The organism is Cognatiyoonia sp. IB215182, from assembly GCF_033963905.1.
In the GTDB taxonomy this organism is placed as follows: Bacteria; Pseudomonadota; Alphaproteobacteria; order Rhodobacterales; family Rhodobacteraceae; genus Yoonia.
In genome coordinates, this window is record NZ_JAXBMB010000010.1 from 1 (window position 1) to 17,856 (window position 17,856).

Annotated in this window: 20 protein-coding genes; 6 read left to right on the forward strand and 14 right to left on the reverse strand. The window is 59.3% G+C overall.

The features are described 5' to 3' along the window. Positions 1 to 222: 222 nt before the first annotated feature. The 4 genes from rpsO to truB form a co-directional block, all read right to left on the reverse strand. Complete coding sequence (gene rpsO, locus SLH47_RS19400; RefSeq protein WP_320241854.1) at positions 223 to 492, reverse strand: 30S ribosomal protein S15; 270 nt, start codon at positions 490 to 492, stop codon at positions 223 to 225. Positions 493 to 627: 135 nt separating this feature from the next. After that, positions 628 to 1,470, reverse strand: a complete 843-nt coding sequence (locus tag SLH47_RS19405) for a calcium-binding protein (RefSeq protein WP_320241856.1) — start codon at positions 1,468 to 1,470, stop codon at positions 628 to 630. 95 nt (positions 1,471 to 1,565) lie between these two features. After that, positions 1,566 to 2,078 carry a DUF1643 domain-containing protein gene (locus tag SLH47_RS19410; protein ID WP_320241858.1) on the reverse strand — a complete coding sequence of 171 codons (513 nt, stop codon included), beginning with the start codon at positions 2,076 to 2,078 and terminating at the stop codon, positions 1,566 to 1,568. 4 nt (positions 2,079 to 2,082) lie between these two features. After that, positions 2,083 to 2,988 (reverse strand): tRNA pseudouridine(55) synthase TruB, encoded by a 906-nt coding sequence (truB, locus tag SLH47_RS19415; RefSeq protein WP_320241860.1) that lies wholly within the window; start codon positions 2,986 to 2,988, stop codon positions 2,083 to 2,085. 107 nt (positions 2,989 to 3,095) lie between these two features. Here truB and SLH47_RS19420 point away from each other — a divergent pair, with 107 nt between their 5' ends. Further along, entirely contained in the window at positions 3,096 to 3,806 is a 711-nt protein-coding gene (locus tag SLH47_RS19420) for a haloacid dehalogenase type II (protein WP_320241861.1), read from the forward strand. A gap of 27 nt (positions 3,807 to 3,833) precedes the next feature. Here SLH47_RS19420 and recQ read toward each other — a convergent pair whose 3' ends face one another. Further along, entirely contained in the window at positions 3,834 to 5,867 is a 2,034-nt protein-coding gene (gene recQ / locus SLH47_RS19425) for a DNA helicase RecQ (RefSeq protein WP_320241862.1), read from the reverse strand. Between the two features lie 189 nt (positions 5,868 to 6,056). On the opposite strand from recQ, the gene SLH47_RS19430 reads away from it, so the two are divergent. From SLH47_RS19430 to SLH47_RS19450, 5 genes are read left to right on the forward strand one after another with little or no spacing between them, the layout of a single operon-like run. Next, on the forward strand, positions 6,057 to 6,701 hold the full coding sequence (locus SLH47_RS19430) for a histidine phosphatase family protein (protein WP_320241863.1): 645 nt from the start codon (positions 6,057 to 6,059) through the stop codon (positions 6,699 to 6,701). Positions 6,702 to 6,714: 13 nt separating this feature from the next. Beyond that, on the forward strand, positions 6,715 to 7,500 hold the full coding sequence (locus SLH47_RS19435; RefSeq protein WP_320241864.1) for a hypothetical protein: 786 nt from the start codon (positions 6,715 to 6,717) through the stop codon (positions 7,498 to 7,500). Between the two features lie 55 nt (positions 7,501 to 7,555). Next, positions 7,556 to 8,158: a glutathione S-transferase family protein gene (locus SLH47_RS19440; protein ID WP_320241865.1), complete on the forward strand. Its 603-nt coding sequence runs from the start codon at positions 7,556 to 7,558 to the stop codon at positions 8,156 to 8,158. Continuing rightward, positions 8,158 to 9,207 carry a saccharopine dehydrogenase gene (locus tag SLH47_RS19445; protein ID WP_320241867.1) on the forward strand — a complete coding sequence of 350 codons (1,050 nt, stop codon included), beginning with the start codon at positions 8,158 to 8,160 and terminating at the stop codon, positions 9,205 to 9,207. The genes SLH47_RS19440 and SLH47_RS19445 overlap by 1 nt, the downstream gene beginning before the upstream one ends. Beyond that, a complete protein-coding gene (locus SLH47_RS19450) occupies positions 9,207 to 10,133 on the forward strand; it encodes a glutathione S-transferase family protein (RefSeq protein ID WP_320241869.1) in 927 nt (308 codons plus the stop codon). Before SLH47_RS19445 ends, SLH47_RS19450 begins: the two co-directional genes overlap by 1 nt. Here SLH47_RS19450 and SLH47_RS19455 read toward each other — a convergent pair. From SLH47_RS19455 to SLH47_RS19495, 9 genes are all read right to left on the reverse strand, one after another. Continuing rightward, positions 10,118 to 10,444 carry a DUF3775 domain-containing protein gene (locus tag SLH47_RS19455; protein ID WP_320241870.1) on the reverse strand — a complete coding sequence of 109 codons (327 nt, stop codon included), beginning with the start codon at positions 10,442 to 10,444 and terminating at the stop codon, positions 10,118 to 10,120. The two genes, SLH47_RS19450 and SLH47_RS19455, sit on opposite strands and share 16 nt — an antisense overlap. Positions 10,445 to 10,571: 127 nt before the next feature. Further along, complete coding sequence (locus SLH47_RS19460) at positions 10,572 to 11,531, reverse strand: alpha/beta hydrolase (RefSeq protein ID WP_320241871.1); 960 nt, start codon at positions 11,529 to 11,531, stop codon at positions 10,572 to 10,574. A gap of 31 nt (positions 11,532 to 11,562) precedes the next feature. Beyond that, entirely contained in the window at positions 11,563 to 12,120 is a 558-nt protein-coding gene (locus SLH47_RS19465; RefSeq protein ID WP_320241872.1) for a nuclear transport factor 2 family protein, read from the reverse strand. Between the two features lie 116 nt (positions 12,121 to 12,236). Continuing rightward, a complete protein-coding gene (locus SLH47_RS19470) occupies positions 12,237 to 13,115 on the reverse strand; it encodes an AraC family transcriptional regulator (RefSeq protein WP_320241874.1) in 879 nt (292 codons plus the stop codon). A 49-nt stretch (positions 13,116 to 13,164) separates the two neighbouring features. Next, positions 13,165 to 13,902, reverse strand: coding sequence for an SDR family NAD(P)-dependent oxidoreductase (locus SLH47_RS19475; RefSeq protein ID WP_320241875.1), 738 nt, complete (start codon positions 13,900 to 13,902; stop codon positions 13,165 to 13,167). A gap of 1 nt (position 13,903) precedes the next feature. Then, positions 13,904 to 14,476, reverse strand: a complete 573-nt coding sequence (locus SLH47_RS19480) for a DUF3833 family protein (RefSeq protein WP_320241877.1) — start codon at positions 14,474 to 14,476, stop codon at positions 13,904 to 13,906. A gap of 2 nt (positions 14,477 to 14,478) precedes the next feature. Further along, the gene (locus SLH47_RS19485; protein ID WP_320241879.1) at positions 14,479 to 15,705 is read right to left on the reverse strand and encodes an MFS transporter; all 1,227 of its coding nucleotides are present in this window, start codon (positions 15,703 to 15,705) and stop codon (positions 14,479 to 14,481) included. Then, entirely contained in the window at positions 15,702 to 16,460 is a 759-nt protein-coding gene (locus SLH47_RS19490; RefSeq protein WP_320241881.1) for a DUF1365 domain-containing protein, read from the reverse strand. The genes SLH47_RS19485 and SLH47_RS19490 overlap by 4 nt, the downstream gene beginning before the upstream one ends. After that, positions 16,457 to 17,758 (reverse strand): NAD(P)/FAD-dependent oxidoreductase, encoded by a 1,302-nt coding sequence (locus SLH47_RS19495; protein ID WP_320241882.1) that lies wholly within the window; start codon positions 17,756 to 17,758, stop codon positions 16,457 to 16,459. The genes SLH47_RS19490 and SLH47_RS19495 overlap by 4 nt, the downstream gene beginning before the upstream one ends. Between the last annotated feature and the right edge of the window lie 98 nt (positions 17,759 to 17,856).

Sequence of the window (17,856 nt, forward strand, 5' to 3'; positions counted from 1 at the left end):
TCTCGCCCCTGTGAGCGATTTGAAACGAAAACAAGCCGGTACTTGTGCGAATCCCTAGCTCTGCAAGCCGCCAGAGCGGGCCATAGATCGAATGTTCGGTTTGGGCTGGCAGCAATCATTGCGTACGACCTGGCGAACGACAAATCCGGCTGCCAAGCCGCCTAACAAAAAACGCCCACCAAATGGTGGGCGTTTTGGTCATTCCGAATATTGGTTGTCGCCTTACCGGCGCAGGCCCAGACGCTTGATCAGGTCTTGGTAGCGCGCCTCGTCCTTGCTGCGGGTGTAGTCGAGCAGCTTGCGGCGCTGTGCGACCATTTTCAGCAGGCCGCGGCGGCCGTGGTTGTCTTTCTTATGGGTCTTGAAGTGCTCTGTCAGCGTCGCGATGCGGCTGGACAGGATTGCGACCTGCACTTCGGGGGATCCGGTATCGCCGTTTTTGGTGGCGAATTCTTTCATGATCTTTGCTTTTTCTTCAGCAGTAATCGACATCGGGGGCTCCTTTGGTTGAAGGGTGATGGCGCGATCCGGGATGTCGTCCAGAAAGGCCCGTGGAGGGTCCGGTCGCAGGTGATTCCGCGCGCGGATGGGTGCGTTTAGGGGGATTTGGCGAAAAAGGAAAGGGATTTATTGGGCGGCGACCAGCGACACTGCGTTCACATCCAGATCTGAGAGGTTCGTAAAGGTCGCCACAATCTCATCATCGGCCAAAAGGACGAGGCCCGCATCAGAGAGGGCGGTGCTGAGCGTTGGTTCTTCGCCTTCAAACGCGATTTCGATCACGTCCTCTGCGGGGTCAAAGTCTTCGACGATCGTGTCGTTGGCTGCGGTCAGGTGAAATGTGTCCGTCCCGGTGCCGCCATGCAGGTTGTCGCCCGCGCCACCCATCAGCACGTCGTCACCAGCCCCGCCGTTCAGATAATCCCGGTCAGTATCACCCCGATCATAGAGGATATCATCGCCAGAGCCGCCGTGCAGCGTGTCGGCGCCAGCACCACCCACAAGGATATCATCGTCAAGCGAGCCAAGCAGCGCATCGTCACCGTCGCCGCCCATCAAGAGGTCGTTGCCGCCCCCACCATTGAGCGCATCGTCGCCAGCCTCACCGGCGATCACATCATCTCCAATATGTCCGACGAGCGTATCGTCACCTGTGCCACCGGTGATGATGTCGTCACCACGACCGCCATGGATCTCGTCATCGCCTGCGCCGCCATCAAGGCGGTCATTGCCATCCTGACCGTCGATGTAATCATCGCCGGCACCAGTCTGCACCACATCGTCGTCATCGCCCGAAAAGATGATCGTGTCCTCATCGCTCAACCCGGCAATTTCGTCGATCGGCTGGATCTCTTCACTTGGGTCATCGGGATCGCTTTGTGGTTCTTCCATCTCTGGCGTCTCGGCGTCTTCGCCAATCATGAATGCCGCGGTCACGGCAACGCCCAGCAAACCCATTATGGCCAACATCATCTCACCCCAAAACCAACGGCCACCCCTGACCGGATCAGATCGCTACATTAGCATCGAAAAGCGGCTAAGAGGTTGAAAATCTGCAGCTAAGGTTAACAGGCGTCCCACAGGATCGGTGGTTGGGCGTAACGGATGTAAAGCGGGTGTTTGGGATGCCCGTCTTTGCTGAGGCCCAGATGGTGGATCGGCTTGCCGGTCTCACTTAAGAGCGCAGCGACCTCGCGTCCACGGTCCAGATGCGCGCCATGGGTGCCCCAGGCAGCGATGATCGTGTCAGCCCATCGCGCGCCTTCTTCAATCACCGCGTCATTGTCAGGGCCGATGGGTTGAGAGGCTTTGCGCATTTGATGTGGGTTTGTCTCGCGCCAGGCGAAGATGTTCGTCACCTGAAAGGCACCGTATCCCAATGCCCGCGCGCGCCGTTCGCACCGCTCGACTGTCGGGTCGTTCTGCACCTCTGTCGCCTTGGACGGGTTCAGCATGACAAAGAGCACCTTTTGCCTGTTATCGTCCCAGGTCCGGGTCAACGCATAGCGATAACGCTCACAATCGGAATAAAGGGCGGTCGAGGGCGCGTCGTCCTTGATATGGGAACGGATGATCATCGTCTTACGGGTTGAAGACGCGGCTCGGCTGCATCTCACCTCCACGATAGGTGCCAACCGCAACAGCCTTGCCTTCGTAGGAGGCCCAGACCTCTTCCCCGAAATCCACGCCTTGCGCGATCACGGATGCAGGATTGCCGTTGCGCATTTTGGCAACGCTTTCTGCAAGGCAGCGCACTTCTGGCAAATCGGCAAGGCCGACCTCAAGCGGCTGCAAATAGGCGTCAAGATCAGGTGATTTGGCCAGCGCATCGACCTGGTCGAGGCAGATACCGTCTTCGGCGGTGAAGGGACCCGACCAGATGCGCCGCAGGGATTTGACATGCGCCCTGCACCCCAGCGCGTCGCCCAGATCGCGCGCGATAGAACGCACATAGCCACCTTTCCCACAAGTCATCTCAAGCACCACATGATCAGGATCGGGACGATCAATCAGCAACAGTTCCTCAACCCAAAGCGGGCGGGCGGCGAGTGTCATATCCTCGCCATCGCGGGCCTTCTTGTAAGCACGCTCTCCATCGACTTTGACGGCCGAAAACTGGGGCGGAACCTGCATGATGTCGCCGACAAACTGGCCCAGTGCGTCCTTGATCGCATCGTCGTCGGGGCGCATGTCGCTTTCCGCAATGACTTCGCCCTCGGCATCGTCGGTATTCGTCGCCTGCCCCAGCCGCACCGTGAATGCATATGCTTTGAGCGCGTCAGTGATATAGGGCACGGTCTTGGTCGCTTCCCCCAAGGCTACGGCGAGAACGCCGGTAGCGTCCGGGTCCAACGTGCCCGCGTGGCCCGCCTTTTTGGCGTCCATGGCCCAGCGCACCTTGTTAACCACGGCGGTTGATGTGACCCCGGCAGGCTTGTCGATGACCATCCAGCCCGAGATATCCCGTCCTTTGCGTCTGCGCGCCATGCTCATTTCCGTATTTTGAGGTTTTGCGGGTGCTAGAATGGTCTGGCAGAAGGGTCAAGCGCCAGGCGCGGCTTCTCAGCGCCAGGCGCTCATGGTAGCTCGACCGCATGGATCGGGCTTTCATCTTTGACGTTTTTGGAACATTGGTGAATTGGCGCGAAGGTGTCGCGCAGGTGCTCAGGGCGGCCTTTGCAGAGCGCAACATTGATGCTGACCCCCATCAATTCGCCGACGCGTGGCGGGCGCGGTACGATCCAGCGATGGCGCGGATCCGCGCGGGTGATCGAGGATATGTCCCGCTCGACATCCTGCATCGCGAAAACCTGGATGAGACTTTGACCATATTCGGGCTGAGCGAGGCATTCGATGAAACCGCGCGTATCGCGCTGAACCATGCCTGGGAGTGTCTGCCGCCTTGGCCTGATGTGCGAGATGGGATGGATCAGCTTCGCCCGTTCGGATTTCTGGCTCCATGCTCAAACGGGTCGGTCGCTCTATCAGTGTGTCTGGCAAGGTTTGCGGGCTTTCAATGGGACACGATAGTGGGCGCTGAAACCGCACAAAGCTACAAGCCTGACCTTGAGGTCTATCGCGCGTCGGCGCAGGCACTTGGTTTGCGTCCCGATCAGGTCGTGATGGTGGCCGCACACAATAGCGATCTTGCCGCGGCGGCAGAGGCCGGTCTGCAAACGGCGTTCTTTCCGCGTCCCTCCGAACATGGGCCAGGGCAGACAACGGACCTGACGGCCGAAGGCGATTGGACCTATGTCGCGCGGGACCTTGTGGATCTGGCGGGGCAGATCAGGGCTGGAGCCTAAGCAGACATCATTTACGGTGCCACGTCGCTAACCGTCTTCCAGCACCTCCAGAAACGCCTCCCCGAACCGTGCGGCGTATTTGTCGCCAATTACACGGGTCAGATGATCCAGATCAGGGCTACGCAAATTTGCGACCTTGGCGATGAGTCCCGCCGAGCAGGTCATCGGCTTGTCCGTTCCGTGCGGGCCACGGCTGAGCCGCGCTTGCGCGGCCAGCAGGCGGTCATAAATCGCGCCTTCGTTGCGCCCGGCAAGCTTGCGGCGGGCCGGGTGCATGTCTTCGGCGGCACCTGCGATAACTTCCAGAAAGGCCTGGCCGTAGCTTTCAAGCTTCTTCGCCCCGACACCGCCGATCTGCGCCATTTCGTCGAGATTGCGGGGGCGCTTTTCGGCCATTTCAATGAGCGTGCGGTCGTTGAAGATGATATAGGCGGGGGCGTTTGCCTGTTCGGCGAGATACCGGCGCTTGGCCTTCAGCGCAGACAAGAGTGGCGCGTCTTCCTCACTGACCAGCATCCGCACTTTCGGGCCGGTCTTGGCAGTCCGGATCGTGTCGCGGCGCAGTTCAATCGTTGCTTCACCGCGCAGGATGGGCCGCGCCTTTTCGGTCATGCGTAAAGCACCGTGCCGCTCGCGGTCAGGGCGGATCAGGTCATGGCCCATCATCTGCCGGAAGATCGCCTGCCATTGGCGTTTGTCATACTCTTTGCCGACGCCGAATGTGGGCAGGCTGTCATGGCCACGCTGCCGGATTTTGTCGGTCATGTTGCCCAGCAGAATATCGATCAGATAGCCCGCGCCGAACCATTCCTCGGTCCGCAAAGCGGCGGAGAGCGCCATGCGCACGGGTGTCGTGCCGTCAAAAACCTCTGCAGGTTTGTCGCAGAGGTCGCAATGGCCACATGGCGCGGCCTCCTCTCCGAAATACCCAAGCAGCGTCTGGCGGCGGCATTTGAGCGCCTCCGCCAGACCCAAAAGCGCGTTCAGCCGGCCATGATCCGCCGCGCGTCGTTCCGGTGGCGCGAGACCTTCGTCGATCTGCTGGCGGCGAAAGCGGATGTCGTCGGGGCCGAAGAGCGTGAGTGTCTCGGCAGGCGCGCCATCGCGACCGGCGCGGCCGATTTCCTGATAATAGCCTTCGATTGATTTTGGCAGGTCCGCATGGGCGACCCAGCGGATATCCGGTTTATCGATCCCCATGCCAAACGCGATTGTCGCGCAGACGATCAGGCCATCCTCTTGTTGAAAACGCCGTTCGACATTGCGCCGATCTTCCGCCTCCATCCCGCCATGGTAGTGACAGGTGGGGTGACCGGCCTCGGCCAAGGCCTTGGCCAGTGTTTCGGTTTTGGCGCGGGTGCCGCAATAGACGATGCCCGATTGGCCCTTGCGGGCGGCGGCGAAGTTCAAGATCTGGTTGCGGGGCCCATCCTTGACGGCAAAGGCAAGGTGGATGTTGGGCCGGTCAAAGCCGCGCAGGAAGGTCGCGGGTTGCGTGCCGTCAAAGAGTTTCTGGATGATCTCTTGCCGGGTTTCAGCATCCGCTGTGGCGGTGAAGGCGGCCAGCGGCACGTCCAGCGTCCGCCTGAGTTCCCCGATCCGCAGATAATCGGGCCGGAAATCGTGGCCCCATTGGCTGACGCAATGCGCCTCGTCCACCGCGATCAGACCAACGCCTGCGCGGCGCAGCATGTTGATCGTGCCCGCAGAGGCGAGCCGTTCGGGCGCCATGTAGAGGAGTTTTAGCGAGCCGCTTTCCAATGCCTCCCACACCGCATCGGTTTCTTCTGCCGTGTTGCCAGAGGTCAGTGCGCCAGCAGACACCCCGGCCTCGCGCAGGCCACGCACTTGATCACGCATCAACGCGATCAGTGGGGAGATCACAACCGTCACGCCATCGCGCACAATGGCAGGCAGTTGAAAGCACAGCGATTTGCCGCCACCCGTGGGCATGATGGCCAGGGTGTTCTGCCCGTTGGTGACCGCCTCAACAATATCCTGCTGGCCTGGCCTGTAGGCATCAAAACCAAAAACATCACGTAAAAGCGTGGCTGCAGACATCGCCGGAATGCACCTGTTCTATGCTCGGGGTTCTTTTGCCCGCCACATTTTCATAGGCCGATTCCGCTAACAAGATGTATCTGGCGCACCACCCGAAAAATGGCACTTTGCTTGGCGTCAACGGGTGACAAAGCAGCGATTGCTATTGGCATTTGAACGCCGTACCTCTGTCCCTTTAGGAGAGACGTGATGGGTGAGATCATTCTGGTCCGGCATGGGCAGGCCAATTCAGGAGCGACGGACGAGGAAAGCTATGACCGGTTGTCGGATCTGGGTCACCAGCAGGCCCGCTGGTTAGGGGATTACCTGCGCGACCGGGAAAGGCCGTTTGACAAGGTGATCGCGGGCAGCTTGCGGCGTCACCAGGAGACGGCAGCGGGGATCGGCTATGTCGATCCACAGATCGACCCGCGCCTGAATGAGATGGATTACTTCAACCTTGGTCAGGCATTGGAAGACGTGCATGGCGTCCCCTTTCCCGGCCCCGATGATTTCGCGGCCCATGTGCCGCAAGTGATGGAGGCCTGGCACCGGGCCGAGATCATGGGGGTGGAGACCTTTGCGTCGTTTGAGGCGCGGGTGACAGGTGTGCTGCAAGAGGCGGCGAAACCCGGCGCGCGGGTGCTCTGCGTGACCTCTGGCGGGGTGATCGGGATGATCATCCGGCATCTGCTGGACCTTGACCCCAAACGCATGGCGCATGTGCTTTTGCCGATCATGAACAGCTCGATCCACCGCGTGCATGTGATCCCGCAAGGGCCGATCCTCGCGGGGTTCAACGCGGTGCCGCATCTGGACCATCCGGACCGGGCCTATGCGCTGACGCATTACTAGGCCTCTTATTGCCATGACCATCACCCCAATTGGCTATCTGTTTTTTGGCTCCATCGCATTTGGCATTGCGCTGATGGTGGGCGTCAGTCGGCGCTGGTCAAAAGATGGAAAACCAGCGGGGATTGTGGCCAATCTGTTTTTCGGGCTGGTGCTGGTCTGTATCTCAAATCTCTTTTTCATGCTGAGCTTTGTCGGTGTGAAAGCCGTCTATGAGATGGTCACCTTTCCGAAATACGAGGCAACCATCATCAGCTTTGAGAGCGAATGGGAAGAATTCACACGCACCGATAGCGATGGACGGAGTTACACGGAAGATGTGCTGATGCATACGCCGATGCTGCAATTCACGGATGAGACCGGTCGCATTATCACGCAACAGGGGAACATCCGTTCTGGTGCTGAACCCGTGATCGGGGACACGGTTACTGTCGGCTATCGGCAGGGCCGTGGGCTGCAGGTCATCTCACTCGCCTCCATCGGTCTTTACACCGGTCTGTTCGTGATCCTGATGATCCTTGTGTTCATCTTGGCCAAGGTGTCGTTGTTCACGCTTGGGCGAAAATCGAAGTGGCTGGACGCGTTTGGCAGTTTCCTTCTGGTCTACATCGTCATCGGCGGCAGCATGCTATTTATGCTGGCTGCGATGACTTACGGCGTCTTCAGCTATTTCCAGCCCGGCAGTGATATGCCGCTTTGGGTCATGCTGGTTTGCGCTTTCTTCACGCTGACGCTCGTCCTCGCCTTTGCCGGGATGTTCGTGGCGACCAAGAATGATAAGCAAAAACGCTCGGCATCTTGACGATCCTCGCAAATCCCTTGCGTATTGATGATGTCGATTGCTCAAAGGATCTCTCATGCTTCGCTTACACTACGCCCCCCGCACAATCTCGGTCGCTGTGGCGATTGCTTTTGAGGAGGTCGGCACGCCTTACGAGGCTGTGCGCCTTGATTTCGCGGCGGGTGAGCAGACGAAAGAGGATTATCGCCGGATCAATCCCAAGGGCCGGGTGCCAGCATTGGAGACACCCGACGGCATCCTGACCGAGACGGGGGCGGTATTAGAGTATGTCGCGCCTTCACTAGTGCCGGCTGATCCCTACGCCGCAGCCAAAATGCGGGAATTGATGTGTTACCTCAACGGGACGATGCATCCGCATCACGCTCATGGTCTGAGGGGAGAGCGTTGGGCGGATCAGGAATCCTCTTTCGCCGATATGAAGCAGAAAGTGCCTGAGCGGATGGCGGATTGCTGCGTCTATCTGGAGGAGCATCTGCCAGAGATGCCCTTTCCAATTGGTGATCTGCAGGTCGTGTCGGATGCCTATCTGTATGTGGTGCTGACCTGGCTGAAAGGGGACGGGGTTGATATTGAAGATCACCCGCTGCTTGCGCAGTTCCAGCACAAGATGAATACCCATCGGTCGGTGCAGGCGGTCTATGAAAAAGGCATGCTTTGATGGTGCATCTCTGGGTCCGGTCTGAGGCGCGTGCGCATGAAGAGCGGGTGGGGCTGACGTCGCAGGGTGCGGCGAAGCTGATTGGTGCGGGGTTTCGGGTGACCGTTGAGGAAAGCGCGCAGCGTATTCTGCCGGTTGCGGATTACGCAGGCGCAGGATGCGAGATCGCGCCAGAGTTTTCCTGGGTCGATGCGCCAGATGACGCGATCATCTTTGGGCTGAAGGAGTTGCCGGAAGACGGCACGCCCCTCCGCCATCGGCACATCATGTTCGGCCATGCCTATAAGGGTCAGCCTGCGGGGCAGATCTTGCTGGGGCGGTTCAAGGCGGGTGGCGGGACGCTTCTTGATCTGGAATATCTGACCGATGCGGATGGCCGCCGGGTCGCCGCCTTTGGCTATTGGGCGGGTTATGCGGGTGCTGCGGTGTCTTTGATGTGCTGGGTCTCGCAACAGCAAGGTGGGATTGCGGGGGCGGTCAGAGCCTATCCGAGTGCCAACCATATGCTGGCGGAATTGCAGCAATCGCTGGTCAACCTTGGTACGCAACGGCCGACGGCGCTGATCATCGGTGCTTTGGGTCGCGTGGGAACCGGCGCGGCGGATTTGTGTCAGGCGATGGGTGTGGCGACGAGGAAGTGGGACATGGAAGAGACGGCGCATGGCGGGCCGTTCCCGGAGGTGCTGGCCCATGACATCTTTCTCAACTGCATCCTCGCCCGTCCAGGTACGCCGGTCTTTGTGCCCGCGAGCGCGAAGGTCGCCGCGCGCGATCTGTCAGTGATTGGCGATATCGCCTGCGACCCGGACAGCGATTTCTCCCCGATCAAGGTCTATGATCGGACCACGACATGGGAGGCTCCGGCCTTGCGTGTGCATGAGAGGCCGGTTCTGGATGTCACGGCGATTGACAACCTGCCCTCCATGCTGCCCGCGGAAAGCAGTGAGGATTTTGCAGAACAGCTTTTGCCGCATTTGCTGACCCTGAACGCGCCTGATCAGGGTGTTTGGGGTCGGGCAAAAGCCTGCTTTGACAGGGCGGTCGGCTGATGGGGTATATGGTCGATGGGGTCTATCATGTGGGCGATGATGTCACGGCGACACTGCCCTCCGGCGAATTCGAACGCAGCCGCAGTACGGTGCGCAACTGGATTGGCGATGCGGATTTCCCGGCTGAGGCGGGCCGCTATCATCTCTTTGTGGCTTGGAACTGCCCCTGGGCGCACCGCACCCTGCTGATCCGCGCGCTGAAAGGGCTGGATCATATCACTGTATCCTACGCCCTGCCGAACCGGACCGATCAAGGCTGGGTGTTTGACGCTGAAGGCGAGTTTGCGGACTCGCTTTTGAACGCGCGGGCGGTGCATGAGGTCTATAGCGCCGATCCGATCAGGTACACTGGTCGTCTAACCGTGCCGGTTTTGTGGGACAAGGTCGCGCGGCGCATGGTCAGCAACGAATCTGCAGATATCGTGCGGATGCTGAATGACGTCTTCGACGGCCCGGATTTCGCGCCGGAGGCGTTGCGAGACCAGATCGATGAGTGGAACGCGCTGATCTACAAGTCAGTCAATAACGGGGTGTACCGCGCCGGGTTTGCATCAACCCAAGCAGCCTATGAAAAGGCCGCATATGAAGTGTTCGCCACGCTCGACCGGATTGACGCGCATTTGGCCGAGAGCCGGTTTCTATGCGGGGACCAGTTTACGGAGGCTGATCTGCGGCTCTTTCCCACGCTTGCGCGGTTTGAAGTGGCTTACCATTATGCGTTCCGCTGCAATCTGAAGAAGCTGTCGGATTACGCCCATCTTTGGCCCTATGCCAAGGCGATCTACGCGATGCCCGGCGTGGCCGAGACTGTGCGGTTTGACATCTACAAACGCGGCTATTTCAGCGCGAGCGAAAAGCGGAACCCGCTGGGGATTATCCCGATTGGGCCAATCGTCGATTGGGGCACCGATCAGGTCGGGCGATAAAGCTCATCCTCGGCTTCGGTCGCATCCATGCCCAGCGCGTCCATACCCGCCTCCAGATGGTCTGAGAGATGCGGCGAACCCTTGAGGTAGTCGGCGGTCGGTACTGTCGCCTCACGCATGGCGGTGTCGATTGCGTCCTCCAGATCGTCAGCCTCAAAACTGCCGCGCCCGATCCAGAAGACGGCGACGAGGCCCGCCTGTTCGTCTTCGTTCAGACGCTCCACAAAGGCATCGAATTCGTTTTCGGCGCGGTCAAGTTCGCGGGCCAGAATGATCACCTCGGCGATCTTGTCAGCTGTGATGGGTAGCATGATGCATCCTCCTGTTGGGGGCAGGATGGGGCAAATTGTACATATCGGCTTTGATCTGGCGCAAGTGATCGCACGCAAAAGCGGCGGCCCGTTTCGTGGCCGCCGCCGTGATTTTGTGTCTGTTCTCTTAGCTGTCCTGCACCGTTGCGGCACCGAAATGGGCAGCCATCGTATCAGCGGCGCGGGTCACATCCTCTGGATTGTCGTAGAAGTCGAACTGCGTGACATCTTCGAGCATCTGGAGGGTTGCCTCACCAGTGAAGCCTTCGAGGAAGCTGCGGACACCTTGGGGGATCGCTGCGGCCTCGGAATGGACAACCGCCAAGGGCTGGGTCAGTCGGTTGGGGTTGTCGGCGGGGTGATAGGTCAGCCAGCCTTCCCAGCCTGCGTTGTTCCACTGGTTGTCGTATTCCGGGATCGCACCGCGATCCGCCTCGTAATAGTAGCCACCGATGGGCATCAGCACGCCCTCGGCACCTTCGGGGCCTGCGGCTGGGATGATCTGGCCACCCGCAGCCTGGGCCGCGCGGCTGACGTCGATCAGGCCGCTCACGCCCTCTTCGCCGCCATAAACCGCATTCACGATCTCTGCGTTCTGCAGCCACGGGGCGACCAGACCTATGCGGTTCACAAGATCATTGCCCGCAACGGCGTCGACCATGTAGCCGGCGGAGGCGCAGATGCCCAAACCGTTGATCTGGGTCGCGTCAACCTCTGGCAATGTGGCCACGAAGTTGAAGGCTGCGCGGATGTCGGATGTCTTTGCCTTCGGGCTTTCGACGAAGCGCACGTTCTGCGGAAGGTCACCCGATTTGCCCCAGCCGCGGAAGTCGAATGTGAAGGCGGCGAAGCCACGTTCGACCATCTGTTCGGCATAAACGCGCGGCATCTGTTCTTCGACCGTGGTCCATGCGCCGGTGACGACGATTGTCGGCAAGGCGCTGCCATCATGACCTTCGGGCAGATAGAGCGTGCCGGAGAGCATCGCGCCTTCGTTTTCAAAGGTCAGCGTGCGGGTTTCGACCTGAGCGATGGCGGCAGTCGAGGCCATCAGCATTGCGGCGGTTGTGATTGAGAACGTGTTCATTGTCATATCTCCAGTGATGAGGGGTTACGGTTCAGGATCCGGGTGTGTTGCGGACAAAGGGGTTGCCGCGTTCGGCGGTGGCGGTGAACGTCATTGCGTTGACTTTCCAGCCGTCTTCGGTGCGGGCAAAGCCATGCTCATAGGTGCCCCAGACTTCCCACAGCGCCTCTCCACCATTTTCGGGCAGCGCGCCGCTTTCCATCCGGTTCCAGGCATAGCCGTGCGAGACCATGGTGGCGGCGTCAGGCCCATCGAATGTCACACGGTGATTGCCGCGCAGGTGGAATGAGGTTTTTTCGGCGGTCAGGTTGCCGGACCATCCGGCGATCAGCGCGTCGGCGGGGATCGTCGCAGGCTCTCCCCCCACCAGCGATGTGAAATCGACGGTGATTTCGTCGGTGAAGAAACTGCGTGTCAGGTCCCAGTCTTTGGCGTCGACACCGGCATCGATGGCGTCAGCAATGCGGACCATTTCGGCTTGGTCGACCAGCGTTTCTGCGGTAATGGGATCGCCCGCCAGATTGGGCGTGTCGGCAAGGGCGATGGTTGCGGAAGCGATCAGGGCGGTTGCGGCGGTCAGGGCTTTCATTGTCTTGTCTCCGTTGGTGTGTTCCGATGACCAAAGAGATACCCAACGACCGGCCAGATGAATTGAACCGGTCTGCCGGGTTTTTGTAGGATTCTGCTTTTTGAAGATTGCCGCCTTCAGGCGGCGCGGAACTGGCGGGGGGTCTGGCCTGTGACCTGTTTGAAGCTGCGTGAGAAATGCGCCTGGTCGGCAAAGCCGCAGGATAGGGCCACATCACCCAAGGGGCGCGCCGGATCCTCCATCATCTTCATAGCCTGCTCAATCCGGTAGGCCAGCACATATTGCATCGGGGTCGAACCTAGCGTTTCCTTGAAGACGCGCGCGAAATGCGAGGCGCTCATCCCCGTCTCGCGCGCGAGTTCATCGACGGTGATGGTTTGGTCCAACCGTGCGCGGATGAAGGCGAGGACCTGATTGTAGTGTTTCGATGTGAACTTCGCGCTCAGCGCCACCTCTTCCGCGCGACGTTTGCCGTAGCGCTGGAGCAGCTTGACGAGGAGCACGCGGCTCATCGCCTCAAACATCACACCGGACGAGATGTCGTCGTTTTCCAGCGCATCGCGCAGCATGGCCCCTGCGTTGCAGAGATCGGCGTCAGAGAATTGCGGCTCGTCATTCAGCTGCTGCGGGTCGAGGAGGATGCCCAATTCCGATTGCGCAAATCTTTCGACCTTGGCGGGATCAAGCGTCACGATGATCACGTCACTCTTGGCAAACCAGCGCCAGCCGGAGCGCATGCCAGCGGGCGTGATGATCACGTCATCCTTGTGCAGCGTGAAATCCCGCATCTCGCCATTGCGGCGGTTCTGGACGCGATGGGGGTTTTCCTGCAGGTTTAGCACGACATGATGTTCGGCAAAGATGTCCTCGGGCATGCTGTCCGGCTCGGCCTGGAAATAGCGGACGGACATGAGTGCCGCGGCAGAGATATGCTCTTTCGCGTCGCTATTAAGAAGCGGAAGCGAGGGATAGATTTCAGCGTAGCGGCGCGGCATGGGTGGTATCTCCTACCGCATATTTAGCGTCTTCCGGACGATATACGACCTACTTCGCGCCAAAGAGCCGGTAATACATCCAGTCCGGCATGAATTGCGACAGGCGGAACACCCATGAGAACATCATCGGGAAGCTCTTTTTGAAACTGTCGGTGTTCATGTGGTCGAAGACCTCGCGCGCGGCGTCTTCGGGGGACATGATGAAGGGCATGTTGAAATCGTTCTTGTCGGTCAGCCGCGTCTTGATGAAGCCCGGATTGATCAACTGCACCTCGATGGGTGAGGTGCGCAGATCGGCCTGCATCGACTCAGCCAGCGACATCATCCCCGCCTTGGACGAGCAATAGCCGATGGCACCCGGCAGGCCACGGAAGCCGGAGAGCGATCCGACGAGCACGATGTGCCCTGCATTCTTGGCGATCATATCCTTGATGACCGAACCAACCACGCGGGATGCGCCGAGGAAATTTACCTCGCCCATCATATCGGCTTTTTCGTTGTCCCATTCCTGGGCCTTCATTGGCCAATAGACACCGGCGAGATACACGACGCCGTCCAACTCACCCGTCTCAGCGGCGGCTTTTTCAACGGCGGCACGGTCGGCCACGTCAACGGTGATGTAGGAAGCCTTGCCGGGCAATTCCGCGACCAGATCTTTCAACCGGTCCTCTGATCTGGCGGAAACGATGACTTCTGCCCCTGCCCGGTTCAGGATAAACGCCACCTCGCGCCCTAACCCCTCGCTCGCGCCGACGAGCCAGTAGCGCTTACCTTGCCAGTTCTTCAATTCACTCTCCTGCGTAGGCCTGTTCTTTGGGTCGCATCGTCGCGACCAGTTCGGCCACTTTGATCCCGAATTTGCGGAACTGACTGCGGTTCATGATGGTCCCGTTCGACATCAGGTACATCCAGTCGGTTACATCCAGTGCATGACCGCCTGCCTCTTCGGTCAGTTTGATCCGGTAGTTGAGCAACACGGCTGAACCCTGCTGCTGCCCCGTTCCGGCGCCGATCACATCGGGTGCCTCGGCCTTGATCCGGCCGTCATTGCCCAGAGTCAGGGTCCAGACACGATCCTGGACCATGCCGCTGTCGTAATGGAAACGCTCAACCATCGTGCAGATATTGCCGGCCCATGTCGCCTCAAAATCGGCCACGAAACGCGATGAGACTTTCCCGGTCGGACCGTAAATGATGCCTTCGCATTGCACGGGGCCGTTGAACCGCTCGCGGATATCGAAAATCGGACCATCCGCGTAATCATCAGATTTCTGCGCCCAAAAGGACACGTATCGCGTCTTGAGCATCATCGCGGCGGCCATCAGCACGGCTCCGATCAGGATGTAAGTCACAAAAGACATCTTCAGTCCTCAAGTTTCGTGGCAATCAGCAAGCCGATGGCCAAAAGTTTCAAAAGCGACGGCACCAGCGCATAAAGCATCGTCAGCGTTGTTATTGCTTCGCGAGGCAGATCGGTGCTGCCAGCCACAAAGCCGGATCTTTCCAAAAGCGGCAGCAGCGCGACCGCTGCGAAGGCAAGGGTGAATTTGTTCACCAGGTTCCAAAGCCCGAAACCCTGCCCCCCATTGGGCGAGATCACGGACATCCGCTTTGCAAACATCGCGGGCAAAAGCGTGAGGTCTGCCCCGATCGTTGCACCACTTAGTACGCAGATAACCGCAAAAGGGATCACATCGCCGGGCGATAAAGTGAGGGTATAGCCAAATGAGGCAACCGCGAGGATCATCGCGGTGATCAAAACCGGCTTCTCGCCATAGCGGCGGGCGAGCGCTGACCAGATCGGGGAGGAGATGGCGGCGGCAAGAAAGAAGAGGACCAGAAGCGGCCCTTCCCACCCGGCGGCGCCCAATTTGCTTTCGACGTAGAAGAGGAAGAGTGTGGAGGAAACGGCAAGTGGCGTGGCATTGACCAGAGCAAGGATGAGGAGCTTGCGGGCGGTCCCGTCGCTGATGATCTCGCGGATTTGCGAAGGTTCCTGGCTGACCCGCTCTTTCCATTCGGGCCACATGAAAATGGCGGCGACCAGGGTAACGACCGCGAAGCCATAAGCGAAAGCGGCAAAGGGGTCGGCCACCACACCGATCAGTGCCGTGGGGATCACGGCCGCGATACAGACGCCCATCAGCGCCCCGCTCTCGCGCCACGCCGCCAGCCGCACATGGCCCTTTGGGTCGGTGCCCGCCTTGCTGACGCCTTGGGCATAGAAGTTGATCGACAGGAAGCTGAACGCGGTGAAGAGGCCGGTGACGGTGATCCCGAACCACCAGATCGGCGCGATGGGCGGGATGATCGCAAAGAGGCCGATCATCGACAGGGCAAGGACGGTGGCGGTGAGGGTGATGATCAGCTTCTTGGCGTAGGTCAGACGCTCGCTGATCCAACCCAGCACCGGGTCCTGGGCAAAGTCGAAAAGGCGCAGACCAAAGAGCAGCGCGCCCAAAGCCGCAAGGCTCACGCCGTAGGTATCGTGATAGTATTTAGGCGCGTAGATATAGATCGGCAGGCCCGCCCCTGACAAAACAGCGGCAAATCCGGTATAGGCCGGCAGCCGCTCTTTGAGGGCTTTCATCTGCTGATCTCTTCCACCGGTGGTGCCGGTTGCGACCGGAAGGTGGCGCCCTTCCACCAGAGTTTTAATGCCTGCCAGTGGATCAAAGTCAGCACCCGGCGCGATCCAAATGGGCGGCGGAGAACCGAACGGATAATCGAGGCATTGGAGATGGGCTTACGTGCGCCAGTGAGTGACGCGATCAGCCCGCCATTGCCGCGCGAATAGTCGATCCAGATGCCAATGCTGTCAGGCTGGATATCAAACCGGAACACATATCCACCTTCAATCGGCTGGAAAGGTGAAACATGCATCAGTTTCTGCGCCGAGATCGTGTCCACCTTGGTGATCGCACGACCGTCATCATGGCGGCAGAGATAAGAGTGCCGGTCGCCGAATGTATTGGTGACCTCGGCAATGATCGTCGTGAGCGCGTCATCGTCGTCATAGCACAGCCAGAATGACACGGGGTTGAACACGTGCCCCAAAACCCGCGGTTGCGCCAAAAGTGAGATGCGCTTTGGCGATGGCACATCATGGGCCGCAAGCACCTCGCGCACCCAAGCGGCCCCGCGCCCGTGTTTGGGCGGACCGCCATGATCGCGATCTTGCAACGACATCAGGTTGCCTTTGTTACGGGCAAACAGACCAGGGGTCTTCACCTCAGCCTCGGCTTCCATCAGCACATAGTCGATGGAATAGCGGAAGGCGTTTTTGGTTGCCCCCCGCCTGCCGTGGTAGGTCTCTCCCGCGATATGATCGATGGTTGCGGTCACTCTGCCGCCATATCCAGGTGTTCGACCGCGTTCAGCGCATGCACCACGTCCAATGCGCTGGACAGGCCGTCTTCGTGAAACCCGTTCTTCATCCATGCGCCACAGAACCATGTGCGGTTCGACCCGTTCATCGCGACGGCGGCCTCTTGCGCGGCCAGTGCCTCCAGATCGTAGACGGGGTGGCGCAAGGTGACCTCATCCCAGATCAGCTCTTCCTTGATGGGGCGTTTGGAGTTCAAGGTGACCATGATGTCTTCGCCCTTCAGCCACGGCTGCAGCGAGTTCATCCAGTAGGTCAGGTCAATCTCTTGCGAATTGCGCTGCGCATCCTCGGTATAAATCCAGGACGACCAGACCTGCTTGCGCTTGGGCATGATCGAGGTATCGGAATGCAACACGATCTTGTTGGGCTGATACCGGATTGACCCAAGAACCGACCTTTCGACCGCCGTTGCATCCGCGAGCATACCCAACGTGTCGTCCGAATGCGTGGCAAAGATCACCTCGTCAAAATTATCCCAGTCGCCGCCATATGCCTTGACCTCAGCCCCGAAAGGCGTGCGGCGCACCCCTTGAACGGCGGCGCCAAGGCGCATGTCGATGCCACGCTGCAGCATGTCCGATGCCAATCGCGTGACATATTCACGCGACCCGCCTTTGACTGTGTACCATTGATGCTGCCCCGTGACGCCCAACAGCGCATGGTTGTCAAAAAACCGCATCAGCGCGTAAGCAGGAAAATCCATGATCTTTTCTTTGGGCGTCGACCAGATCGCGCCAGAGAATGGCAGCAGGTAGTGGTCACGAAAAAAGTTGCCAAGATCGAGGGTCTCTAGAAGGTCGCCGATTGTCAGCGCTTCATCCGCCTGACTGATCTCAAGCCCATGCTTATTGAACCGCATGATGTCGCGCAGCATCCGATAAAATCGTGGGCTGACAATGTTGCGGCGCTGCGCAAAAAGTGCGGAGAGGTTGTTGAGCGCATATTCAAACTGCCCACCTGAAAACGAGGCCCCGAAGCTCATGTTACTTTTGATCACGGGCACGTCCAGGTGATCAAAGAGTGCGGTCAGGTTTGGATAGTTGGCGTAGTTAAAGACAATGAAACCTGTATCGACGGCCTGATCCATGTTGCGACCGGCCATTTTGGTGCGCGCATGTCCGCCAAGCCGGTTTTCAGCCTCAAACAGGACAACACGGTGATCTTTGGCCAATGCGTGGGCCGCGCCCATGCCGGATATCCCTGCCCCGATCACTGCGATTTTACGGGGAAGGGCGGTCGAAGTTTCAAACGGCATGCAGGCGGATCACTTTCGTCGGTCACTTTGGTCGTTGCGCTTCTTACGCCGGCCGACTGGGAGTGGATCACAGGAAAACGTAATTGAGCAGTGATCCA